22 protein-coding genes and 1 tRNA gene are annotated in these 25431 nt (G+C 35.7%); 6 read left to right on the top strand and 17 right to left on the bottom strand.

Annotated elements, in window-relative coordinates; translation table 11 throughout:
* Positions 1-299: 299 nt before the first annotated feature.
* A tRNA-Ile gene (locus RSC39_RS04430) sits at positions 300-373 on the bottom strand.
* 1460 nt (positions 374-1833) lie between these two features.
* Here RSC39_RS04430 and RSC39_RS04425 point away from each other — a divergent pair.
* A complete protein-coding gene (locus RSC39_RS04425; RefSeq protein ID WP_063282386.1) occupies positions 1834-2952 on the top strand; it encodes an NlpC/P60 family protein in 1119 nt (372 codons plus the stop codon).
* A 459-nt stretch (positions 2953-3411) separates the two neighbouring features.
* Here the strand turns inward: RSC39_RS04425 and RSC39_RS04420 are convergent, their stop codons facing one another.
* The 6 genes from RSC39_RS04420 to RSC39_RS04395 form a co-directional block, all read right to left on the bottom strand.
* On the bottom strand, positions 3412-4485 hold the full coding sequence (locus RSC39_RS04420; RefSeq protein ID WP_332535385.1) for a carbamoyl phosphate synthase small subunit: 1074 nt from the start codon (positions 4483-4485) through the stop codon (positions 3412-3414).
* 87 nt (positions 4486-4572) lie between these two features.
* The gene (locus RSC39_RS04415) at positions 4573-5505 is read right to left on the bottom strand and encodes an aspartate carbamoyltransferase catalytic subunit (RefSeq protein ID WP_011676640.1); all 933 of its coding nucleotides are present in this window, start codon (positions 5503-5505) and stop codon (positions 4573-4575) included.
* A 58-nt stretch (positions 5506-5563) separates the two neighbouring features.
* Positions 5564-5707 carry a hypothetical protein gene (locus tag RSC39_RS04410; RefSeq protein WP_155723366.1) on the bottom strand — a complete coding sequence of 48 codons (144 nt, stop codon included), beginning with the start codon at positions 5705-5707 and terminating at the stop codon, positions 5564-5566.
* A 46-nt stretch (positions 5708-5753) separates the two neighbouring features.
* On the bottom strand, positions 5754-7046 hold the full coding sequence (locus tag RSC39_RS04405; RefSeq protein WP_332535381.1) for a uracil-xanthine permease family protein: 1293 nt from the start codon (positions 7044-7046) through the stop codon (positions 5754-5756).
* 99 nt (positions 7047-7145) lie between these two features.
* Complete coding sequence (gene pyrR, locus RSC39_RS04400) at positions 7146-7667, bottom strand: bifunctional pyr operon transcriptional regulator/uracil phosphoribosyltransferase PyrR (protein WP_011676642.1); 522 nt, start codon at positions 7665-7667, stop codon at positions 7146-7148.
* Between the two features lie 274 nt (positions 7668-7941).
* Positions 7942-8640, bottom strand: coding sequence for a M50 family metallopeptidase (locus tag RSC39_RS04395; RefSeq protein WP_332535378.1), 699 nt, complete (start codon positions 8638-8640; stop codon positions 7942-7944).
* 104 nt (positions 8641-8744) lie between these two features.
* Between RSC39_RS04395 and RSC39_RS04390 the strand changes: the two genes are divergently transcribed.
* Both RSC39_RS04390 and RSC39_RS04385 read left to right on the top strand, forming a co-directional pair.
* A complete protein-coding gene (locus RSC39_RS04390) occupies positions 8745-9044 on the top strand; it encodes a metalloregulator ArsR/SmtB family transcription factor (protein WP_011676644.1) in 300 nt (99 codons plus the stop codon).
* Positions 9034-9951, top strand: coding sequence for a cation diffusion facilitator family transporter (locus RSC39_RS04385; RefSeq protein ID WP_332535376.1), 918 nt, complete (start codon positions 9034-9036; stop codon positions 9949-9951). The genes RSC39_RS04390 and RSC39_RS04385 overlap by 11 nt, the downstream gene beginning before the upstream one ends.
* A 239-nt stretch (positions 9952-10190) precedes the next feature.
* On the opposite strand, the gene RSC39_RS04380 is transcribed toward RSC39_RS04385, so the two are convergent.
* The 6 genes from RSC39_RS04380 to RSC39_RS04355 form a co-directional block, all read right to left on the bottom strand.
* Entirely contained in the window at positions 10191-11432 is a 1242-nt protein-coding gene (locus RSC39_RS04380) for a glutamate-5-semialdehyde dehydrogenase (protein WP_332535374.1), read from the bottom strand.
* A gap of 109 nt (positions 11433-11541) precedes the next feature.
* The gene (gene proB, locus RSC39_RS04375; protein ID WP_332535372.1) at positions 11542-12348 is read right to left on the bottom strand and encodes a glutamate 5-kinase; all 807 of its coding nucleotides are present in this window, start codon (positions 12346-12348) and stop codon (positions 11542-11544) included.
* 161 nt (positions 12349-12509) lie between these two features.
* On the bottom strand, positions 12510-13967 hold the full coding sequence (locus RSC39_RS04370; RefSeq protein WP_332535370.1) for a DUF438 domain-containing protein: 1458 nt from the start codon (positions 13965-13967) through the stop codon (positions 12510-12512).
* Positions 13964-14206, bottom strand: a complete 243-nt coding sequence (locus RSC39_RS04365; protein ID WP_043735271.1) for a DUF1858 domain-containing protein — start codon at positions 14204-14206, stop codon at positions 13964-13966. The genes RSC39_RS04370 and RSC39_RS04365 overlap by 4 nt, the downstream gene beginning before the upstream one ends.
* 115 nt (positions 14207-14321) lie before the next feature.
* Positions 14322-14648, bottom strand: coding sequence for an AzlD domain-containing protein (locus RSC39_RS04360; protein WP_011676650.1), 327 nt, complete (start codon positions 14646-14648; stop codon positions 14322-14324).
* Positions 14635-15342, bottom strand: coding sequence for an AzlC family ABC transporter permease (locus tag RSC39_RS04355; RefSeq protein ID WP_046124016.1), 708 nt, complete (start codon positions 15340-15342; stop codon positions 14635-14637). Before RSC39_RS04355 ends, RSC39_RS04360 begins: the two co-directional genes overlap by 14 nt.
* Positions 15343-15533: 191 nt before the next feature.
* Here RSC39_RS04355 and RSC39_RS04350 point away from each other — a divergent pair, with 191 nt between their 5' ends.
* Positions 15534-16109: an NADPH-dependent F420 reductase gene (locus RSC39_RS04350; RefSeq protein WP_332535439.1), complete on the top strand. Its 576-nt coding sequence runs from the start codon at positions 15534-15536 to the stop codon at positions 16107-16109.
* An 84-nt stretch (positions 16110-16193) separates the two neighbouring features.
* Entirely contained in the window at positions 16194-16736 is a 543-nt protein-coding gene (locus RSC39_RS04345) for a GNAT family N-acetyltransferase (protein WP_332535366.1), read from the top strand.
* A 32-nt stretch (positions 16737-16768) separates the two neighbouring features.
* Here RSC39_RS04345 and ffh read toward each other — a convergent pair whose 3' ends face one another.
* The 3 genes from ffh to RSC39_RS04330 all read right to left on the bottom strand — a co-directional run bounded on the left by ffh (position 16769) and on the right by RSC39_RS04330 (position 23233).
* Positions 16769-18325, bottom strand: coding sequence for a signal recognition particle protein (gene ffh / locus RSC39_RS04340; RefSeq protein ID WP_011676655.1), 1557 nt, complete (start codon positions 18323-18325; stop codon positions 16769-16771).
* 78 nt (positions 18326-18403) lie between these two features.
* Positions 18404-21472, bottom strand: a complete 3069-nt coding sequence (locus tag RSC39_RS04335) for a leucine-rich repeat protein (RefSeq protein WP_332535363.1) — start codon at positions 21470-21472, stop codon at positions 18404-18406.
* A 48-nt stretch (positions 21473-21520) separates the two neighbouring features.
* Positions 21521-23233: a ribonuclease J gene (locus RSC39_RS04330; protein WP_011834838.1), complete on the bottom strand. Its 1713-nt coding sequence runs from the start codon at positions 23231-23233 to the stop codon at positions 21521-21523.
* Between the two features lie 349 nt (positions 23234-23582).
* Between RSC39_RS04330 and RSC39_RS04325 the strand changes: the two genes are divergently transcribed.
* On the top strand, positions 23583-24254 hold the full coding sequence (locus RSC39_RS04325) for an MgtC/SapB family protein (RefSeq protein WP_043735285.1): 672 nt from the start codon (positions 23583-23585) through the stop codon (positions 24252-24254).
* 40 nt (positions 24255-24294) lie between these two features.
* On the opposite strand, the gene dapA is transcribed toward RSC39_RS04325, so the two are convergent.
* On the bottom strand, positions 24295-25188 hold the full coding sequence (gene dapA / locus RSC39_RS04320; RefSeq protein ID WP_332535361.1) for a 4-hydroxy-tetrahydrodipicolinate synthase: 894 nt from the start codon (positions 25186-25188) through the stop codon (positions 24295-24297).
* Between the last annotated feature and the right edge of the window lie 243 nt (positions 25189-25431).

Below are 25431 nucleotides of genomic sequence, written 5' to 3'. Positions count from 1 at the left end.
CCTTATTGTTTCTTTCCGATTGTTCAACCGATGAGTTCTAGAATTAAACGATAAGTAGCTAAAATAAAGATACTACTATTATACCTTGACAAACACTCTCTCTCAAGTATTTGATTTTTCTATTTGATAAAGTAGCCATTTCTTTAGTAGCTCCAAAGTTATCCGAAAAAAATTTAAACCCTCGGTTTTCAATTTAATCTACTCTTCAACTCGCTACTACAAGCTAGTATAAAAATAGAAAAAAGTCAGATTATTCCAGTTCAGACTTTTTTCGATAAACCATTAATCTTTCAACATTATGGTTCTTGCTGGACTCGAACCAGCGACCAAACGGTTATGAGCCGTTAGCTCTGACCAACTGAGCTAAAGAACCAATGCGATAATCAGCAGTAACTATCAATGACTATTAAATCTGATAAGTGTAGAGGATACTGCAGATTATCAACATCATCAAATAAAGAATTGTTTGTCTTCCTCCACTAATGCTATTATACAATATTCCTCTTTAAATAAGAAATATCATCAATTTGTTAACACTTATAATTGGTAATATTTATTAATCTCAAATAAAAAGCGCTAAACAAACGGCGCTTAGGAGTCAAATTATGAAAAATTTTGGAATGGCTATATTATAAAACTGATTTCTTAAACGAATAATAAACCTACTCTCCTCAATTACTTTTTTATCTGACTCTGCTGTAGTAACAATTATCATTTTTAATTTATATAAGCTTAACAGTCAGTCCTAATTTGAAATATCATCTTTAAGTTTCTGACACACCAAGTTTAGTTATACAAAAAAAGTATAAGTCACTGGTTATCATAACAGTCTATCTTTCCTGTACCCACTGATTTAATATATTTGATTATAGCAGTTCCAAATTTAAAGATTTCAACCAAATTGTAGAGCTTTTATTTTATAATTTACTCATATCTAAGTCCTCCTATAATTCTTCCACAAATCAGAAATAAAGCTAATAATATCTTCAAACAATAATTTTAAAGCTTATTGTTTATTATTAGAGCGTACTATATATCTTACTTTAGTTTTGTAAATGAAAAATCGATTGCTGCACTCGCCACTCGTATTCTATATACTAGTGTACTTTCTACTACTACTATTATCGCTCTCTTCCCCTAGAGGCAGATCAACTTGACAAGATGTCATCAGATGTTTCTTTACAGGCTGAAGAAGAATGATATTTCTACAATTGAGATTTTTAACATGGGACTTGAGTCTGAGATTATTGAGGTTCTCCAAGGAGATATTACTACCTGAACCGCAACTTTCGTTTTCTATGGTGGTACTTCTCTCACGATAGAAGATATTGACATTAGCCCAAAGCTTGAATATATAATCATTTCTAATATCCCCATAGATAATAATTCACATATAGGGATGATCGCGAATACTCCTACCATCAATTCTGCAAATGAGACCTTCCAACTTAATGTCACTGATAGATTTACAGGAAACGATGAACATGTTACACCTTATTCAATAACAAATATGATTCAGATAAATGTGGCTCCTGAGCCGGCATCCGAGCCTATTAACATCTCATTCAGTCAATATCCTCTAAAACTCTATTGTCCTGAGTAGCACAACTTCTCAATTCCAAGCAGAAGAAATAAAAATATATTATCAATAGCAGGGGATAATTACATCACAAACACTCTATTCATATTTGTAGGAACTATAATTTCTATACAATTATGATAGATTTACTATGTTAATTTTATATTTTCATTCAATTAAATTTTTAGTTTTGTTTAAGTTTTCTTTTGCAATCCATTTTTATTTCTGATAATATTATTGTGAAAAGGAGAACTATGAAAAAGAAATTTCTGTTAATCTCGCTCTGTATTCTTGGAGTGTCAGTTTTTTTAGGTGCAGGGAAACCAATAAAAGTTTGCGCTGACAGCCCAACATTCAATAACAAGCAAGATGCGAAAGACTACCAAAAAGTGCACTACTCTGAATTGAAAAAAGAAACATTAGAACAAGGATATTCTGAGGAGCAATTTACAGATATGATGAATATTCCTTACTTGGAACCAGAAGAGGATGTTTCTAAGTTCTACGATGAGCAAAATCCAATCATGAGTAGAGCTTTTCTAAGAGCTACTATGAGTAATGGTGAAAAATTAGTCGCTGAGGCAAAAAAATATATTGGAACTCCTTATGGGACAGCAACACCTCCAAAACAATTTACTTGTGATAGACTTATAAACTATACATATGCTAAAGCATTAGGGATGAATCTTCCGGGCGTTACTACTAATCAAGAGAAATTAGGAACAGAGGTTTCTTTAAATAGTCTACAACCAGGGGACCTAATTTTCTGGGGAAACCGAGGAGCTACATATCATGTTGCAATGTATATTGGGGGAAATCAATATATCCACGCACCTGATTATGGACAAACTGTTCAAATTAATACAATAAGCCCATATTTTCAACCAAGTTTTGCTCGTAGAATCATCGCGACGGATAACGGAAAAGAGCCTAATAACGATGGTCAAAAAGCCGGGGAACAATATATTCACCGTTTGTATAATGTAAATGCTGGTCAACACCACTACACAGGAGTTCTTTATGAAGCACAAAGCCTTAAAAAGGCAGGGTGGTCATATGAAGGTGTTGGTTGGGTAGCCCCTACCAAAGGTGCAGATGTTTATCGTCTATATAATCCGAACAACGGGCGTCATCTTTATACAACCAGTTCATTTGAACGCGATAGTTTAGTGAAGGCTGGTTGGAAAGCTGAAGGAGTTTCATGGCACTCAGGAGGCAATCTCCCTGTCTATCGTCTTTATAATCCAAACGCCAAAGGTAATGCAGACAGTCACACTTACACAATGAACACGTATGAACGTGATAATTTAATCAAAGCTGGGTGGCAAAGTAATGGGATTGCTTGGTATGCACTTAGAGCTATTAATAATTAAATAAATTTTATAATAGAAGAATCTAACTATTTTTAGGTTCTTCTTTATTTTGACAAAATAATACCTATTGCATAGGTACTTAGTCATCTTATGAAATAGTTCATTTTGAAATAAATATATTATAAAGCCTCATTTATATCTGAAACGGTAGGAAAAAAATTATCCATATTACAATTTGTACTCTTGCAATAAGCCCTCAAGAAAGGAAAAGATAAATTACTACAATCCCCACTCCAACAAGAAAAAATTTGTAAATTAGTGAATTTTTCTATGAACAATATTAAACAAACATCAAAAATAAATCAAGAAAAGATAGAATTGATGTGTTGAATAAAACTACTATGCCAGAAATAAAAAAACGTCCTGATGTTAATTAGAACGTTTTTTTATTTGCCCTTTGTTGCCCCTTTAAAAAGACAAATTTATAATAATCTCTAAAAACCTTGATATATATAGTTCCTATTTTTCAAAGTTATCCATGAGGTCCATGAAATCGTCAAAAAGATAACTGGCATCATGTGGGCCGGGAGCCGCATCTGGGTGAAATTGAACTGAAAATGCAGGGAAATGTTTGTGACGCACTCCTTCAACTGAGTCATCATTGATTTCAACATGGGTAATCATCAAATCTTCTGGTAAATTTTCTGATGAAACGGCATAGCCATGATTTTGTGAGGTAAAATCAATTCGTCCTGTTGCAACTTCGCGAACAGCATGATTAAAGCCACGGTGACCAAATTTCATTTTGTAAGTTGTCGCACCGTTGGCAAGACTAAATAATTGATGACCTAGGCATATTCCAAAAATGGGAATTTTGCCTTGAACTTCTTTAATCATTTCAATGGCTTCTGGAACATCTGTTGGATCTCCCGGACCGTTAGTCAGCATAACTCCGTCAGGTTCCATTTCCAAAATTTCTTTAGCACTGGTATTGTAAGGAACAACTGTCAAATTACATTCGCGTTTTGATAGTTCACGTAAAATGCTGTGCTTCAATCCGAAATCGACAACAACGACTTTTCGACCTGTATTTGGTGATGGATAAGCAGTCGCTGTACTACTTGTTTCAACCTGATTAGTTGGCAATACAGTGGCTTGAAGTTGACTCATTTGATGGTCCACTTCATCTCTTGCTTGAACCAGTGAAGCTTTCATTGTCCCATGTTCACGAACAATTTTAGTGATTGCTCTTGTATCCACGCCAGTAATTCCGGGAATATTTTTTGATTTTAAAAATTCATCAAATGACATTTGCTTCCGCCAGTTTGATGGGCGACGTGCTGCTTCATGAACGACAACGGCTTTACAAGTTGGGTGGATAGACTCGTAATCATCACGGTTAACTCCGTAATTTCCTACGATTGGATAAGTGAAAGTCAAAATTTGCCCGTTATAAGATTGGTCAGTAATTGATTCTTGATAACCGGTCATTCCTGTATTAAAGACAAGCTCACCCGTCACATCTAAATTTGCCCCGAGGGCTTCTCCTTCAAAAATAGTTCCATCTTCTAAAATTAAAAGTCTTTTGCTCATAATAATTATTTCCTTTAAACTTTGCTTTAAAAACAGAACAATTTAGTTTTGAATATTTCTTTTTGTCCTATTGTCATCAATTTCAACTTACTTCGCTTTTTTTCCAGCAAGAATGGCTTCAAGAATGGCCATACGTGTGTAAACACCATTGCTCATTTGTTGAACAATGCGACTTTGTGGACTTTCAACGAGGCTGTCAGCAATTTCAACATCACGATTAACAGGAGCTGGGTGCATAATAATTGCTGTTGGTTTCAACATTTTTGCTCGTTCTTGCGTCAGTCCAAAATGAGTGTGATAACCTTCTTTTGAAAAACTTTCACCACTGTCATGACGTTCATGTTGCACGCGTAAGAGCATATGAACATCAAGTTCTGGTAAAATACGGTCTAGGTTGGCATAATGCCCGTAATCGTCAAATTCTTCACTGTACCATGCTGCTGGACCAGTGAAATAAAGTCTAGCTCCAAGTTTTTGCAACATCATCATATTTGATTTAGCCACACGTGAGTGTGTTAAATCTCCAGAAATTGCAATTTTTAGTCCTTCAAATTTGCCAAATTCTTCATAAATAGTCATCAAGTCAAGTAAACATTGACTTGGATGTTGTCCTGAACCGTCTCCACCATTGACAATGGCACAGTGGATATTGTCTGAATTCACTAATTCTTCGTAGTAATGTTCTACTCCAGAGCGAATGACGCAGATGTCAACACCAAGTGCATCAAGCGTTAAAACCGTATCGTATAGTGTTTCACCTTTACTGATTGAACTAGCTTGTGCATCAAATTCAAGAACATCAAGTCCAAGTTTACGTTCGGCAATATGAAAACTGTGATGGGTTCTTGTAGAATTTTCAAAGAATAGATTTGAAGCGAAAGTTTGCTCATCTAAAGCGAAGTCTGCTTTTCCTGCTTTGAAAGCTGAGGCTCTTTTGATAAGTCCCATGACTTCATCAACGCTCAAGTTTTCCATGCTTGTAAGGTTTTCGAGTTGAACTAATCCATTTTTTACTGACATAAGGTCTCCTTTACCCTGACTGTGTGCTCTCTGTCACAACAGTTTTTTGACAATATATTTATTTCGTCAGTAAACTGACAAAATTTTTATTTACTGACGAAATACTTACCGAGATTTCCATCAGTAATAAGTCCACTTTTTTAATTACTGACAGTTTTGTCAGTAAACTGACGAATCTTTTATTCGCCGATTCAATGCTCATTATTCATCACATTGAACTGGCAGTTCTGTCAGTAATTTTTAGATATTTAAATTTCGCTAGCATCTTTTGGTAAGACTAGATTTAAGACAATTCCGAGAATCGTAGCAATAGCTACTGATGAAATTTGTAAGTTTTGAGTGATGTTGATAATCATTCCACCAATCCCGATAACAAGAACCACTGAGCTAATCAATAAGTTGCGCTTAATATCAAAATCAACTTTGTTTTCAACCAAAATTTTCAGACCTGAGGCTGCAATAACTCCAAAGAGTGCAATTGATGCTCCACCAATAACTGGTGCTGGAATTGATTGTAAAAGAGCTGTGATTTTGCCAACAAATGAGACAACAATGGCAAGAACCGCAGCGCCAGCAATCACATAAATCGAATGAATTTTTGTAATTGCCATGACTCCGATATTTTCACCATAAGAGGTCACCGGTGGCGCACCGATAAAGCCGGCGATGATTTGTGCTAAACCATCCCCTGTCAACGTTTTTTCAAGTCCTGGTTCTTTAAAATAATCTTTTTTTGTTAATGAATTCAAGACCATGATATGACCAAAATGTTCAGTCATTGTGACAAAAGCAATGGGTGCCATCGTCAAGATTGCTGACGGATAGAAAGCCCATTTATAGCTAGCAAATGGAATCTCCATTGGTGGAAGTGTTAACCATTTGGCTTGTGAAATTCCCGTAAAGGAAACGATGGTCATGCCAGTGATTTTCCCAATAATCATTGCTGCAACATAACCTGTGATGATTCCGAGTAAAATTGGAACGACTGACAGAAATCCTTTTCCATAAATACTGTAAACGACAATTGATAACACAGTGATGAGGGCAATAATGATATAAGCTAAACTGTATCCTTTTAGATTTGCAACATCGGTATACATGGCATCATTAATTGCTGTTGGCGCAAGGGATAAACCAATAACCATAACGATTGGTCCAACAACGATTGGTGGTAAAACTTTGTCAATCCAACCTTTACCTGCAAATTTCACAATCAGAGCGACAATCAGATAAACCAGACCACCTGTCATGGCTCCTTGGGCAATGGCTGGCATTCCGCCATTTTTCATCAGTAAAGTCATCGCACCAATATAAGCGAAGCTTGACCCCATGTAAGCTGGAACCTTAAATTTTGTAACACTCATGTGTGCAAGTGTACCAAGTCCTGAACTCAATAGGGCAATCGCTGGATTAATCCCAACTAAAATCGGAACTAAAACCGTTGAGCCAAACATGGCAAACAAATGTTGAAATGAGAGTCCAAACCACTGACTGGCAGCTGGTTTCTCATCAACTTTTAAGATAATATCATTATCGTGCACTTTTTTCTCCTAAAACTCTAAGTTGAATATTTATTGAAAACTTTGTCAGTAACTTATAGATTACTCTTTTTCTTAAATTACTGACAGAGAACTTATTTCTTAATCTTCACGTTTGATTAAAATACTGTCATTGCCATCATGCTCAGACATTTGAACGATGATTTCTTCATCATGACCTGTTGGAATATTTTTCCCAACGTAGTCTGCACGAATTGGTAATTCGCGATGTCCACGGTCAACTAAAACAGCCAATTGAACACGGGCTGGGCGACCAAGTTTTACGATTCCGTCAATTGCCGCACGAATTGTCCGACCTGTGTAAAGCACATCATCAACAAGAATGACATCTTTTCCTGTAATATCAATATCAATTTCTGTTGTATCTTCTTGTGCTTGTTTATCATCACGGAATGGACGTGTATCCAGCTCACCAAAAGGAATTTCCAAACCTTCCAGTTGTTGCAAACGTTCTTGGATTCTTTTGGCCAAATAAACACCGCGTGTCTTAATCCCAATCAAAACCAATTTGTCCAGTTCTTTATTACGTTCAATAATCTCGTAAGTGATCCGTGTAATTGCACGTTTCATTGTGATTTCGTCAATAATTTCTTTTCTAGCCATTTTGGCTCCTTTCATTCTTAATGATTAATCTGTCAGTTAACTGACAAATCTTTCATTTATCGATTAATACTTCCATTAATAAGATGTCCGTCAGTATACAAAAAAACTGCATTCCAAAGAGAATGCAGGTAGGTATCAGAAAATGGACAGTATCCATCATATTATTACATTATTAATTTCTGACCTTGCCTGCCTCTCTGGACAATCTTAAAGGTTAGATAGATTATAGCAAAGTTTTTGAACTTTGTCAAAAAATCTTTTTGATTCTCTTATATCAAAATAATAATAGACTCGCAAGACCTCGCCACACCGGAACTAGAGCAAGAAACATAAGCAAAAGCAAGACAAGTTTCCACACAAAAGCAGGAATAAATGTAAATTTTTCATGCAATAAATCAGCGTCAGAAGGCCCTAAATGATGATGAAAAACGGCTCTAACATCCCGAAAAGCGCCTAAAGTAAGAAAGGCAATCAACATCCCTGCAATTCCTGTAAAAACTTCTGACTGACCAAAATAAATCAAACTTCCCGTTAGGATTACCCCTAGTAAACAAATAAGCACCCCATACCAATTCCTTATTACAAAAAGGACAGAGATACTGACAAAAAGCAATACAAACAAAACAAACTCTGGATGATTTAATCGCAAAAACCAGACAAACAGTCCACTAAATAGTAGAGGGCTAGGATAACCTGATAATAAAATAAAAAGACTACGCCAACCACCAGTTGTTTCTGTTACACCTGATGTATCAGGATTTAGATGAATTTTATAAACCTTCCCAAAAGTGACTTTTGCCATAAAAGCATGACCGAATTCATGGAGTAAAGTGATTAAAATAGCTAAATAGCGATAAGCAAAGAGGACAGCTAACAAACCGCCCAAAAGTCCTAAAGCAATTATTTTTTGATTATCATTAAAATGATTGATTTGCTCGAAAAAAAGTTGGATTTTATTTATTAAACTTTGCATTCCTCATTCCCTTCTTTTGTCCTTAATCATCATAACAAAAATACCTTAAAATAAAATATTTAAAAAAGCTTGACAAACATATTATAAAATTATAATATAATAATATGATTAATGAAAAAGATATTGCTGAATTTTTTAAACTTTTTTCTAATGATGGACGTTTAAAAATTATTTCCAGCCTTGCTACTGATAATTTAACGGTTAATGAGATTGTTGAGCGAACTCAGCTTTCACAATCACTCGTTAGTCAACAATTAAAATTATTAAAAAACGCACGTATTTTAACCAATGAGAAAATTGGAAAAACAGTCACTTATAGTATTTATGACCGACATATTTTGCATCTTTTGAAAGACGTTGCAGAGCATCTGGACGAGCAAGAAGGAGGAAATCATGAGTCTTAAAAATAAGAAAGCTCTCAAATTGGAGCACGAACATGACCACTTGGACAAACTCGTTTCTCAAAATGTGACGATTGTTTTTGGACTGAACCTCTTCTTTGCAATTTTAGAATTCATCTTTGGAGTCATTTTTAATTCAACTGCTATTTTGTCTGATGCAGTGCATGACACCGGAGATGCCGTAGCCATTGGTTTGGCCTGGTTTTTCCAAAAATTTTCTAAACGTCGGGAGGATAAACATTTCTCTTTTGGTTATCAACGTTTTAGTTTACTTGGCGCCTCACTGACCAGTGTAATTTTAATTACAGGGAGTTTCATTGTCCTTTTCGAGGCTCTTCCTCGATTTTTTAACCCTCAACCTGTGGAAGCAACAGGTATGCTCGGTTTGGCAATTTTTGCCATTGTTGCCAATGGATTTGGAGCCTGGCTTTTGGCTCGTGGTTCCTCACGAAATGAAAGTATCTTAAATCTTCACGCGCTTGAAGACGTTTTAGGTTGGTTAGGCGTTCTAATTGTTTCAATCGTCCTTCATTTTGTTGATTGGTACTGGTTGGATCCTCTTCTTTCTATTTTAATTGCTTTGTTCATCTTATCTAAAGCCATTCCAAAATTCTGGGGCACTTTACGTATTCTTTTGGAATCGGTTCCTGAAGATATTGATTACAAGAAGCTCCTAATCGCTCTTGAAAAACTCCCAGAAGTACGTAGCGTTACTCAACTTATTATCTGGTCAATTGATGGAGAACAAAATGCAGCCATGATTCACATTGTAATTCCTGAAAATCAAGATTTTTCTGAAGCAAAAATTGCGGTTCGCACGCTTTTGGAAAGTGAAAAAGTGTGCCGCTCAGCAATTGAACTTGACGAAACGGTTGACGAACATAAAAAACATATGATTTATGAAGTCTAATTTACTGACAGCTTTTCAATTAATTTATTTATAGATTACATTGCTTCTGTCAGTTCAATGTGATGATTTATGAACTTTATACTGTCAAATAAAAGTTTTGATTGTTTACTGACAGAACTGTGAATTTATGAGATTATGGATAAATATTAACTGGGTAAATAATGATTTCAAGAATTTACTGACAACATCCTTGATAAACAAAAGACTCGACTTTTTATAAGCCGAGTCTTTTATTATTTTTAACGAATTTGTCCTGTGCCATCAATCAAATATTTAGTTGAGGTTAGAGCTTCTAGTCCCATCGGACCTCTTGCATGAAGTTTTTGAGTTGAAATCCCAATTTCAGCACCCAAACCAAATACAAAGCCGTCAGTAAATCGGGTTGAAGCATTGACATAAACGGCCGCCGCATCAATTTCATCTTGAAATTTTTGTGCATTAAAATAATCATGAGTAACAATACTTTCCGAATGACGACTTGAATAAGTATTAATGTGCTCAATTGCTTCATCCAAATTATCAACCGTTTTTACTGACAGAATATAATCTAAAAATTCCATTCCAAAATCTTCGTCAGTTGCAGGAATTCCAGCTGACAGAGCTTTCAACGCTCGTTCATCAGCACGAAATTCAACTTCATGGACTTTATTGATTTCATTTTGGAGTTTAGACAAAAACTTGTCAGCAATTTTTGCATGAACCACTAAACTTTCGGCCGCATTGCAAACACTTGGGCGCTGTGTTTTTGCATTAATCACAATCCGAGTCGCCATATCCAAATCAGCCGATTCGTCAACAAAAATCGTACAATTTCCAACCCCAGTTTCAATGACAGGAACCGTTGCTTTTTCTTTGACACGATTAATCAATCTAGCCGACCCACGTGGAATCAAAACATCTAAGAACTTATCAGCTTGCATCATCTTTTCAGCTTCAGCATGACTCGTGTCAGATAAAAGTTCAACCACTCCGTCAGTAATTTTTGCTGACAGCAAATTTTCCTTAATAATTTCAACTAAAACCATATTGGAATAAATCGCATCAGACCCGCCACGTAACAAGACAGAATTTCCTGTTTTGAAACAAAGTGAAAAAGCATCGATGGTTACATTTGGACGACTTTCAAAAATCATTCCGACCGTACCAAGTGGCACTCTTTTTTGAACAATTTTAAGTCCGTCAAGATTAGTGAAACCTTGCAGGACTTGCCCGATTGGGTCAGGAAGTTCCGCAACTTGTCTCAATCCTGTCGCCATATCAGAGATTCTCTGAGCAGTCAGGCGTAAACGGTCAACCATAATTTCAGAAATTCCATGTCCTTTGGCTTTTGCTAAATCCTTTGCATTTTCGCTGATAATTCTGTCCGTATTTTCGACAAGACTGTCAGCCAATTTTTGCAAAAAAGTGTTTTTTTCAGCAGTTGATAGCTTTGCCACTTCTTTGCTCGCTGTTTTTACCTTTAATCCAAGTTCTTCAATCATCGTTTTATCCTTCTTTCTTTGAGTCCTGCTTCGCTAGGCTGACCATGCTCGCTATGTCGCTGAAACACCTAGTCGCATCGCAAAAACGGCTTTGCTTTTTAGAAGTACCTCAAAATTTTTGATGAAAATAAGTCCCAATCTCACGTCCTTCGATAATTTGTTGAATCTCTCGAATCCGCTCGCCATTGGTCAGAACCATTTCTTGACCATTTTCAAATAAAATTTGGGCAGCCGCCAATTTCGAAGTCATCCCACCAGTACCAAAACGAGAACCGGCACCTCCAGCCATTTGGCGTAATTCATCAGTAATTTCATGAATTTCATTAAAAATTTTAGCATCATCATAAATCGTCGGATTTTTATCAAAAAGTCCATCGATATCTGAAAGCATAATCAACAAATCGGCATGAACCAACTTAGACACAATCGCTCCCAGTTTATCATTATCGCCAAATTTTGTTTGATGGTCCATTTCATCAACAGCAATTGCATCATTTTCATTGATAATCGGGATAATATCCAGTGCAAGTAGAGCATTCAATGCATTTTCAGCATTTTCACGACTCGTTGGAAAATCAGTTACATCACGAGTCAAAAGTAATTGCGAAACTTTTTGTGAATAACGGCGAAACATTTGCGTATAAAGACTCATCAATTCGACCTGACCGATAGAAGCCAAAGCCTGTTGGTCTGCGATTCCTTTTGGACGTTTGTCCATTCCAAGGACATTCAAGCCCACACCAATCGCCCCAGAAGTCACCAAAATCACTTCATAACCTTTATTATTCAAATCAGATAAGACAAAAGCCAGTTCGTCAATATTTGATAAATTTATTTTTCCATTTGGCAAAATCAAGGAACTCGTGCCAATCTTCACCACAATTCGCTGAGCTTTCAAAATATTTTTTCTTGTCATAATCATTTATTATACCAAGATATACCAACAAATACGAGAGCAAATTGAACAAAATTAAAAATTTTTATAATTTTATTTTCGGTCCTAATTTTATCAAGAAAAGAGTCCATCAATAATTTTTTAACTTATCAGCTAGAAAATTTATCCTCTCAAACAAAAGTCTATTTGTCAGCTAGCATCTTTTTAACAAAATCAGGCATTTCACCTCTGGCAACTTTGTCAGTATTTTTTTTCATTGATTTAGCTACTTGATTCTCATATTCAGAAGTCGTTTTTTCATGACCATCTAAACGCTTTTCTCCTACCAAGTTCTGAATGGCCGTAATATCTTGCGAAACTTCCAAACACCCCAGATATTCTCCTGTTTCTTCATCCCTCATCGCAAAGTAGCGAATATATACTTTTTTATTGAAACGATGCAGATCAATCCAAAAATCAGCCTGATCACGCGCACCTGATTTAAAGTCTTCCAATATTTTTTCAACCACAGCCATTGATTTTGGCGGATGACAGTCAATGACACGCCGTCCAATCACAGATTTTGCGCGTGGGAAAATTCGTTCTCCCCCAGAGAAAAACCGAACAATATCCTCTTTATCAACAAAACTCAAGTCAACAGGTAGAACATTAAATAAAGCTGTCAATTCATTGAGGTGCATCATTCCAGTTGGCAAAACAACAACTCCCTCACTTTCTACCTTTTCCCAATCATATTGACGCTTTAGCTCTTTTGCTTTAACAACTTTAGGAGCTGCCTCTTTGGCAATATCTGCTGTCATTGCTTTAGCAGACTCAATCGCCACAAGCCTTTGTGGTTCGCGTTCTTTTTCCTTTGCAATTGATTCCTTAGACGCTTGCCATTTTAAAGGCTCTGCAATAAATGAATAACCAATTTCATTAGAATCCTCCTCAATCTGTTCCCAATCCTTTAAAGAAAAAACATCTAAACACATTGGAATCATGATTGCTTCTTCTTTAAAAATCATCTCTTCAATTTCTGTCAGTAAATTTTCCAGCATTTCGCGTAATGGGTTTAAAGCTGTTTTGTCTGTTTTTAAATAAGCAATGACTTCTTTATTCATCTCTCGCACGGCATCATCTACACCCCACATCACTTTTGGTGGCGCAGTAATTCCATATTTTTCCATAAAAGAAAAAATCAATGTTTCTTTTCTAGCATAATGCTTATCAATATTATATAAGTCCTCCACTGCCACAAGTAAACGCCCCTTCAAGGTCCAATCTCCTTTTTCAATTTTAGAAAAGACCCAACGAATTTCGTCATTTAGTAAGGAAGTAATCACTTGATTTTCGAGTTTCATTGTATGAACTGGATGACCTGGAATATTTTCTTCTAAAGATGACTGATGGATATCTTTGATTGAACCCTTAAAAACAGCCGCATGAATATTACATAATTTTTGAATTTCTGACGGATTGAGTCCTCCTTGAATTAATGCTTTTTCAGCACCGGTAATTTCAGACACATCAACTCCATCAAACTCTTCATTGAAGATTTGTTTCGCCTCCTCAAATGAACCACCATCATGCAAAAGCCTTAAAATTTCGACAATTCTTTTTTGACGCTCCGTTGTTGTTGATTTTTTCATGTCAGTCATTTTTCTTCCTCCATCGGTTTTGAAAATTCAAAACCAGCTTCAGCAAAAACATGAACAATTTTATCCCAATCAATATGTTTCATTTTTGCACCCATGGGAATCGTTGCCATTCTTCCCGCAGTTTGTAGCATACCAGGCATTTTTATCTCATGAAAACCCAAGCCGTCCATTAAATCAATAATCTCAGGATGAGCGGTTGCTAAATCATAAAGTTTAGTATTTATATCCAGTTGAATCATTCTAATCTCCTTTTCAGATGTAAAGAAACTTTGACATCTCATCTTATTCTAACAAAATATTAGTCTCATTAAAAGATAAAAAGAATCTGTAAATTACGGATTCTTTTTTGACTTTCTATAAAATAACTTGAATTAATGCGAGAGAGATAATTCCCACAAGGACAATGACCAATAAGTTTTTGCTTAAAATTGCAGCAATAATTGTCGGTAATGAGGCCAATAAATTAGTCCAATTTACAGAAGGAAAATGTCCTAAATGTTGAACAAAAAGATTAGAAATCCACAAAGCGGACATAATAACTACGGGAACGAAACTCAAATATTCTACAAGAGGCTGAGGTAAGTTAACATTTTTAAGCAAAATAAATGGTAAAATTCTTGAGAGTAAAGTGACAAGTCCACATATAATAATCGTCAGCATAACAAAATTAAAAGAATACATGTTTTACCCCCACTCCTATGGCACAAACAAGCAAAGTGACAAATAAAATCAATAAATTACTTGGAATAAAAATTAGTCCAAAATAAAATAAGATTAAAGTAATCCCAACCATCAACAATTGTAATTTTAAGCCTAAAGTCTTATCACCAATAAGTTGCAAATAGAGTAAACCAATAAACATTGCAATAATTGCAAAACCCAGCCCCAACTTTTCTGGATCTGTTAATAAATTTCCTAGAAGTGCACCCATAAGACTAGATAAAGCCCAAACCGTATATGCCAGTATATTCGAGGCATTAAACCAAGAAAAATTTAACTTACCCTCGGTATAATTTTGTTTATTCATACCCAGAGCAAAAGTTTCATCTGTCAGCAAAGTTCCAATAAAGATATTTTTTAATAAACTTTCATTTTTAAAATAAGAGGCTGTCGTCATAGACATCAAAATAATTCGTGAATTAACTAAAAACACACTCAATACAATCGATAAAAGTGGACTATGAACTGCAAGCATGGTAATAATAATAAATTGTGCTGAACCTGCATAAACAATCAGTGAAAGTAATAAAATTACCCACGCACTAAACCCTGCACTATGACCAATCATTCCAAATGCTGCTCCGATACCAATATATCCAAAAACTGTTGGCAAAGTATCCTTTAATCCTTGCCTAAAAGTCAATTCCGAATTCATATTTTTAACCCCTACTTCCAAAAGATATATCTAAATATTATCACATAAATATTCAGCTAATGTCAATAAAATCTCATTATATTTTTGCCTTTTAGTTAATTTGTCTCTTATCGAGTAAGATTATTATAGATTTAATTTTTTCAGTGATATAATCAAATTAATAACTAAAATACATAATTAAGAGGAGGAATATCATGGATATTAGTATTTTTGGTAAGGGGAAGATGGGGACAGCAATTGGTGATAATTTTACCACTTCCGGAAACGTAGTCAATTACATCTTATCGGATTCAGACAAATCACCTCTAGGAGAAATTGTCGTTTTTGCAGTTCCTTATAGTGCGCTTGAAGAAATTATCAAAGAATATGCAGACGAGCTTGATGGTAAAATAATTGTTGATATTACTAACCCTGTTGATTTTTCTACATTTGATGACCTTCTAGTGCCAGCTGATAGTTCTGCCGCTGCAATTATTGCTGACAAACTCCCAAATTCCACCGTTGTCAAAGCATTTAATACAAGCTTTTCCGAAACTTTAGCAACAAAAAAAGTCTCAAACAAACACCAAACAACTGTTCTTTTAGCAAGCGATAGTCAACAAGCCAAAGAACAACTCTTTCGTGCTCTTGAAAAGAGTGGCTTATCGCTGGTTGATGCTGGTTCTCTTAAACGTGCACGTGAACTTGAAGCATTAGGATTTTTGCAGATTAGCCTAGCCGCCTCTGAAAAAATATCTTGGAATGGTGGTTTTGGGCTTTTTAAATAGTCGCTTAAAATTTTGAGTCTTGTTATAATTAAATAACAAGACTTTTTATTTTTAAGAAGAAAATTCAAACAAGGAGTAAGAAAAATGACGACATTAACGAACGAAACAACAATGAGAATTAGAGCCTTAGAACGAACAGATTTAAGAAACATTCATATTATTAATAATAAGGCTGAAACCATGCGTCTTTGGTTTGAGGAACCCTATGAATCATTAGATGAATTAACCAGTCTTTACGATAAACATATCCATGATAATACAGAAAGACGATTTGTGATTGAAGCCAATGATACATTTGTGGGCATTGTCGAGCTAATGTCGATTGATTATATTCATCGTACTTGTGAAATTCAAATTATCATTATTGGTGGTTTTTCTGGAAAAGGCTATGCCCAAAAGGCCCTAAAAACCGGTGTTGATTATGCCTTCAATACTCTAAACATGCACAAAGTTTATTTGTGGGTAGATATCGACAATGCCCCTGCCGTTCATATTTATAAAAAATTAGGTTTTAAAATTGAAGGAACGATTAAAGAACAATTTTTCGCCGGTGGAAAATATCATGACAGTTATTTCATGGGGATTCTTAAATCCGAGTATACCCAGAAAGAAAAAATGATTAAATAAAAAAACAGGAGAAATTCCTGTTTTTTCATTTCTTAGCGTTTTTTCTTACCTTTTTTCATTTTCTTTTGAGCACGTTTCATGGCTTGCTTCATGGCAAATTCAGTTGCTTTACCTTTCAAACCACCACCAAACATAGAACTCATATCTGGCATTCCGTTTGCGGAACCATTTCCCATCATTCCTTGTAAATCTCCCAAGGCTGACATATCTGGCATTCCAGAACCGGTTGGCATATTTGGCATTTGTCCACCAGCTCCACCCATCATTTTTTGCATCATCGCATTCATATCACCATTCATGATTCCTTGCATCATTTCTTTGGATTGATTAAATTGCTTAATGAATTTATTTACTTCAATAAATGAATTTCCAGAACCTGCGGCGATTCGACGACGACGAGCTGGCGATAGTTCTGCTTCTAAATGACGTTCAGCTGGGGTCATTGACAAAACCATTGCCCGTTTTCTAGCAACATCTTTAGGGTCAACTTTAACTTTATCCAAGCCAGGCATTTGTGACATTCCTGGAATCATTTTCATAATATCTTCCATTGGTCCCATATTTGTAACTTGATCTAGTTGCTCAACAAAATCCTCATAATCAAAACGATTATCAGCCATTTTTTCAGCGAGTTTTGCAGATTGTTCCTCATCATAATTAGCTTGCGCCTTCTCAATCAGAGTGAGCATATCACCCATACCAAGAATTCTTGAGCTCATACGATCAGGGTAGAAAACTTCAAGGTCGGTTAATTTTTCACCAGTCCCTGTAAATTTAATAGGTTTTCCGGTAATTTCACGAATTGATAAAGCCGCACCACCACGTGTGTCCCCATCGAGTTTAGTGATAATAACACCGGTAATATCCAATTTTTCATCAAAAGTTTTAGCCACTTGTGCGGCCACTTGACCAGTCATCGCATCAACAACGAGTAAAATTTCTGTTGGTTGCGCGAGTGCTTTAATCTCTTGAAGCTCATTCATCAATGTATCATCAATTTCAAGACGACCTGCCGTATCAATCAACACATAATCTTTACGTTCTTCTTGAGCTTTTAAAAGACCATTACGGACAATATTAACGGGTTTTTCAGACGTTCCTTCATCATAAACAGGAATGTCAAGTTGTTCTCCCAAGGTTTTTAATTGGTCAATCGCTGCTGGACGATAAACGTCGGCTGCAATCATCAGTGGGCGAGCATTTTGTTCTTCTTTAAGTTTTTTTGCAAGTTTACCAGCAAAGGTTGTTTTACCTGCCCCTTGCAAACCAACCATCATGATAATTGTTGGGATTTTAGGAGATTTGAGTAATTCGGCTTCACCACCGCCTAAGATAGCTGTTAATTCTTCATCAACAATTTTGATAACTTGTTGAGCTGGGTTCAAAGCCTCTGATACTTCAACACCGACAGCTCGCTCACGAATTGCCTTAATAAATTTTTTGACAACTGGGAGAGCAACGTCGGCTTCAAGAAGAGCTACTCGAATTTCTTTTGTAATTTCTGTGACGTCTGTCTCAGTAATTTTTTTCTTTCCACGCAGATTTTTAAAAACGTTTTGTAAACGTTCCGTTAAGTTTTCAAATGCCATATTTTATAATCCAATTCTATTTTTTACAATTACTTCATTATAACATTTCTTTACTTAAATTTGAATACATCTAAAGTTTTAGTTATTATCTTTTTTTCTCTTTTTGAAAAATATAATGAACCATTCTATAGCACTTCCAATGATGATTATTAAAAGACTAATGAAATACTTAATTTTTGTATTATTTTTACTTAGCCCATCAGTATGATCTAATTTATGATTATCACTAATTATCGCGCCAGCTTCTTCCCTTTCAGAAAACAATTTATCTCGATTTACTATATTGAATTGTCCTTCTTGGTTCAAATTATCACTATCGCTCTTACTTGAAATACCCGAATTTTGAGTGCTAGAATCAGGAGTTGTCAAAGTCATTTCGCTCTTTTCCACTGCAATCCTGTCAAAGTCAGGACTTGTTTTCCAACTTTCATCCTCATTTTGATTTTGCTTATCTTTAGCTATTAATCTTACATTACTGATTTTATCTGAATCTAATGCTAGCGGTAAATTTTTCGAAAGTTGTAACTGATTTTTTTGGACCTCTTTATTGGACTTTAATATTTTTTTAATTATTCCTTGGTCAATGTTCGCTGAATCTATCGGACTGTTTTTTAGTATAGGCAGAATTTCTTTCAAATTCTGGGCCGGATTTTGTTCTGTTAAGTATGAATTTGAATCCTCTGGCTCGACTTTATTAATCGTATTTTTTTCAGGTAAATTAGGCAATATTTGTAAAATGTTTTGTGGACTGGCTGCTTTATCACTGCTCTCCTGACTATTTGCTGGAGCAACTGGAAGCTGCTTGCCTGAATCAGCTGACTTATCAGGTGACTCTTTTAGTGGCTTTTCATCAACTAGTTGGTTTTTATCCAATTCTTTTGATAAATTTGCAGTAGCAGATTTATTAGAATCAACTTTACTTTGAGCTGATATAGCTATTGTTTCTTCTGTATCTTTTCTACTTTCGATAATTTTATTAATAACACTTGTGTTCGTAGTTTGACTTCCTTCTGACTCTTCTAACTCAAAAGTTGGGACAGATTGGTCCGTTTTGATTTCTGAACTTGAACTAGTTTTTTTGTCAGTCAGTGATTCTGGACTAGAACTTTCATCAGTACTATTAGTTAGGGCAAAATCCGGTTTTGAACTTTCTGTAATTGAACCTGTTTGGGATGATTTTGCATTACTAGTTTCTACAGTTATTGATGGAGGATTTTCTTCTGTCTTTAAATCTTTCTCTTGGTTTGTTGACAAGTCTGAACTAGAATTACTAGCTAACTTGTCAGTAACTTCAGAAGAGACTGAGTTTGAAGATGAGCTTTCTGTATTTGAACTTATTGGGGCCGTTTCTGAATCGATACTTTTTGATGGGATTGTGGTGGTTGCTGTACTCGAATTTATCTCTTGGTTTGTTGGTAAGTTTGAACTAGAATTACTAGCTGGATTGTCAGTAACTTTAGAAGAGGGTGAGTTTGAGGTCGAATTTTCTGTATTTGAACTTATTGGAGCTGTTTCTGAGTCGATACCTTCTGATGGGATTGTGGTGGTAGTAGTGGTACTCGAATTTGTCTCTTGGTTTATTGGTAAATCTGAACTAGAATTACTAGCTGAATTGTTAGTAACTTCAGAAGAGGGTGAGTTTGAAGTTGAGCTTTCTGTATTTGGACTTTTTGGGGCTGTTTCTGACCCTTTGCTTATCTCTGGAGGAGTCGTCGGAGGAGTTTCAGTTTTTGGGTTTAGATTTGTATTAGCCGATACATCTGAACCTGAACTATTACTAGCATTATCAACTATATCTGGGGAAGATAATATAGGACTTGTATTTTCATTAGCTTGAGCACTGGAATCATTCCCTGAATTGCTGGGATCTACCGATGTTGAAGAAGCGAGTGAACTATTGTTAGCTTCTTGGTTCAAGATGGTTCCCTCATTTTCTGATGGGTTTAGGTCTGAATTATTATCAGGATTATCAGTTTCCTCAGAAGAGGGTAGGGTTGAGTTTTCAGTATTTGAAGTTGTTGGAACTGAACTGGTCGAATCTAAACTAGAATCATTTTGTTCATTAGAAACTGAATCCATTGATAAATCTGAGTCTAAACCATTAGTGGGATTCTCATTCGAGTTGGAGCCTAAAGAACTGGAATCAGACTCTGAATTAGGTTCTAATTTTTCATCTTGATTAGGTAACGTTGTTGTTGAATCGTTGGAGGAACTATTATCAGAGGCATCAGACAAATCCAACTGGTCAGTTACTTCATCTGAAATTGCTGAATCTGTGCTCGGATTATTTGGGTTATTATTTGTAGAATTTGAACTTTCAGTATTTGTCCAACTTTTTTCCAAAATTCCATTACTATCTACTATAATTGTTCGAATTCCACTTGTTGGTAAATCAGTTAATTGTCCAAAAAGAGTACTAACTTTATTAAAGGCATCATCAGCTAAACTCACTCCATTTCCCAAGCTCAAAAAGCAAACAGGACTTCCTGAAAATGCTGTCGAATCAACTGTTGTCAGTGAGTCAGCATCAAATGTGATTGAACTTATTTGATTGCTTTGAAATGCTTTAGGCATGATTTCAGTTACATTTGGTCCAAAAGAAAGTTCGGTCAGATTATTATTAGCAAAGGCTCTCGTTGCAATCTTAACGACTGAATTTGGAAATATGATACTGGTCAAAGCATTCCCAGCAAAAGCGTCTGTTTTTATGTTTTGGACACTTTGTCCCAAAACAACTTCTGTTAAAGCATTTTTATAATAATCTGAATAGGCAGCCGTAGTTTGAAAGGCACTTGTATTAATGTCCACAACATTATTTCCAATAATAACCGAATGAATTCCTGTATTTGAAAATGCATAAGTTCCAATTGAAGTTACAGCGTAGGTTTGACCGTTACTTACAACTACATCTGGAATGATAATATCAGCACCGGCCGGACCAGAAAATGACGTAACCTCGGCAGTTTTTGCTACTGTATCCAAACTGTAAGTAACTTGCTGAGCATCTGTATAGGTGATTTTCGCACTCGCCGCTTCTACTGACGAATCTAACACTACTTGCTGATTGATGACAGAAGGACTCATGATGGCTGTCAGTAATCCTACTCCAACGGTCATTGTAATTTTCTTAATCGATTTTTTTGACATAAAAAACCTCCTAACTTTCTATACGAAAAAAAGGAGATTTTGTAACTTTTATTTTTTATTATGATTTTTTTTGGTGTAACGTTTGTTTAAATCTTGAGGTTGACGGGCTTCCATCACGACTGGAAGAATCACCGGTTTACGTTTTGTTTGCTCATATAAGAATTTACCAAGAGCATCACGAATTGAACCTTTAATTTCTGCCCAATCAAATTCTTTACCTGCAAGATATTTGTCAACTGTTTCATTTACTAACTCACCAGCTTCACGCATCAAGTCACGCGATGTTTTAACATAAACAAAACCACGAGTATGAACGCGAGATTTGCTGACAATTTTGCGTTCTGTCTTAGAAATCGTGATAACCGCAATGAAAATTCCATCTTCTGACAAGACTTTACGGTCACGTAAAACAACCGATCCAATATCTCCAACTCCTGAACCATCAATCATAACATTTTCAGCTTGAATGACTCCAGCAGGAACCATGTCTCCATTTTCCAAACTTACGGTTTCACCGCGTTTGGCAATAAAGATATGCTCTGGCAAAATATCCATTTCCATAGCTAAATCAGCATGAGCACTAAGTTCGCGGTACTCACCTTGGATTGGAATCAAGTTTTTTGGACGGAAGATATCAAGAAGAAATTGTAAGTCGCGGGCATTAGCATGACCAGATATTTTCAAATCTGAAGCCAACATTTTCATGACACCACCAGCTTTATAGATTTCATTTTCAATACGAGCAATCGTTGTTTCATAAGAGACAGATGGACTTGTCACAGCAAGGACTAAATCTCCATCTTTAATTTTAACGTATTTATGACGGCGATGAGCCATATCTCCCAATGCTTTGAGAGGCTCACCCATTCGTCCTGTTTCTAAAATAACTAATTCATTATCAGCAAATTTTTTGATTTCAGCTGGTTTAATGATTGATTTTTTATCAACAATTTGTAATTTATTAAGACGAGTTGCTGTTTCAATAATTTGGTCCATATCCTCACCAGTAAAGGCGACACGACGACCGAGCTTGATTGCTGCATCAATCGTTTGTTGAATTCGTCCTAAGTTACCTGCGTTACAAGCAATAATGACCCGTCCTTCATTGTCATCAATGTGGTCATAAATTTTTTCATAAATTTCATGTTCACTGGCAGATTGCATTGTTGACAAAGCATTTGGTGATGATGAAAGCAAGGCAAGAACGCCACTATTTCCAATTTCCGCTAAGCGACGCATGTTTGTACGGTAACCTTTGGCAACCGCTGGGTCAAAACGGAAATCACCTGTATAAACAATGTTCCCGTCAGTTGTTGAGATGACAATTCCTAAACTTTCTGGAATCGTATGTGTCGTTGAGAAGAAAGAAATCACTGCTTTACCAAAGTCAATTTCTGTATCTTCAGTGACAACATGAAAATCATTAAACTTACGGCTGTCAGCATAATTTTTTACATTAATTTTTGCAAGTTCAATTGTCAATTCTGAACCGAATACAGGAACTTTTAATTCAGAAACAATATAAGGCAAAGCGCCAATAGAGTCCGCGTGCCCATGGGTTAAGAAAATTCCAGCTACGCGGTCAGCATTTTCTAAGAGATATGTAATATCAGGAATAACAAAATCAACACCAAGTTGATCCATTTCAGCGTATTTAAGCCCTGCATCAAGCACAAAAATTTGCTCTTCAACTTCAACCAAATACATGTTTTTACCAAATTCACGTACACCACCTAATGGGGTGATTTTAATATTAGACATAAAAACCTTTCTTGTCAGTGTAATTTATAATTTTTTCGATATAAAAAGAATCTGTAAGTTATTGACAAATTCTGTCAGTAAATTTACAGTCCTGTTTTTTGCAATTTCCTTGCCTTATTCACTCTCGAAATCGGTCGAGTGGGACAAGCGATATTGAAAAGATAACTCTAATGAGAATTAAAATAAAAGAGATTGGCATTCCAATCTCTACCGAGAATACACTAATATAAGTTTAACCCAAAGCAAGCAAAAAAGCAAGTCTGTTTCATTTTTTATGAGTCTTACTTTTTTTCTAATTAAAATAGCGATATAATGGAAAGTAAGTTTTAAATGACAAGGAGGAAATTTTATGCAGATTACTTTCTTAACACAAATGGATTGGTTGATTCGTCTAATCCTAGCCGGAATTTGCGGATATGCGATTGGTTACGAAAGAAATAGTCGTTCAAAAAATGCGGGAATCCGGACCCATTTAATTGTTGCCTTAAGTGCTGCTTTGATGATTATTGTCTCCAAATACGGATTTATGGACATCATTAGCACTCATGGGGTCAGTCTGGACCCTTCCAGAATAGCTGCTCAAATTGTTAGTGGTATTGGTTTCTTAGGAGCAGGGATGATTTTTGTTCACAATCAATCGGTAAATGGTTTAACGACTGCCGCTGGGATTTGGGCGACTTCGGGTATCGGAATGGCAATCGGTTCTGGCTTATATTTTATAGGTATTGTTGCCACTTTACTCATCTTGCTCTTTCAAATTATTTTACATCAGAATTATCGTTGGATAAAATCAGCAACAAGTGACCATCTTATTCTTCAGTTGGAAAACCTTGAAGGACTTCAACTTCTTCAAAATCAATTAAAAGATGAGCAGGTTAAAATTCTCAGTTTAAAAGTTGAAAAGAAATCAAATAATTGTTTGAGAGTTGATTTATATTTGAAGTTACCTAAAAATTATGAAATCACTTCAATTCTAAACTTATTAGAAACAAACGGCAAAATTAAGTCAATTGAATACTGACAAGAATATTTTAATAAAAAAAATACCTTTAAAGGTATTTTTAATTTTCAATTTGTTCAATAATTATTTTTGCTTCCTGATCAGTACAAGCGACAAGTGGTAAGCGTAATCCTCCAACTGCATAACCTTTATTGTTCAAGACTGTTTTAATTGGTGCTGGACTTGTCACACTAAAGAGCGCATTGATTTTTGGTAATATTTTTCTTTGAATAGCCGCGGCCTCTTGAATCGAGCCATGGTCTATTTCAGCAAACATTTCAAAAAATTCTTGCCCCAAGATATGGCTGGCAACCGAGATGACTCCTTGCCCTCCTAGAGATTTCGCATGAAAAGCTAAGCCATCTTCTCCAGTGTAAACAAGAAAATCTTCTGGTACATTCTCAATAAGATAAGCTAGGTTGTCAGTACTTGTACACTCTTTAACTGCAATTACATTTTCCAACTGGGACAAACGTAAAATTGTATCTGGTAGAATTTCAGTCACTACTCGTCCTGGAATATTATACAAAATAATTGGTAAGTCACTAGCACTTGCTATTGCTTTAAAATGTTGATAAATGCCTTCTTGGGAAGGTTTATTGTAATAAGGAGTCACCGCTAGTCCTGCATCAATATAACCTAATTTTGCAACTTCTTTTATGAACTCAACTGAATCCCGAGTATCATTAGTTCCTATGCCGGCAATCAAAGGAACCCGTCCATCTACGAGCTGATTAATTGAGGCAAAAATTTCTAATTCTTCATCATGCGTGAGCGTTGGCGATTCGGCTGTCGTTCCTGCTAAAATAAGCCCTTCTGTATGACTGGCAAGCAAATCCTCAACAAGTTTTGGAAATGCTTCAAAATTAATTTGGCCATTTTCTTTAAAGGGTGTCACTAAAGCCGTGATAATTCGTGCTTTTTTTAATTTTTCAATTGTTTCTTTTGCTGACATGTCTTCTCCTTTTGGGTGAGCTTATTGATAAGCTTCTGTCAAGAGGTCAAAAAGAACCTCTTTTTATGCAAAAGAGGTTCTCAAAAGTTCGTCAAAAATGATTTTGATTAGCTCCCCCTTCTGTCAGTACTGACAGAAAGACAGTCTGTAGGATTTAACCATACAGCCCAAGAAAAATTCTGTGACAATTTTTCTTTCGGCAAAGAACGCCGCCATCAGTTTCATTGCGTCCACCGCTCCACT

This window comes from Lactococcus sp. (genome assembly GCF_036648155.1).
Lineage (GTDB): Bacteria > Bacillota > Bacilli > Lactobacillales > Streptococcaceae > Lactococcus > Lactococcus cremoris.
This window is presented reverse-complemented; position numbering and strand designations above follow the sequence as displayed.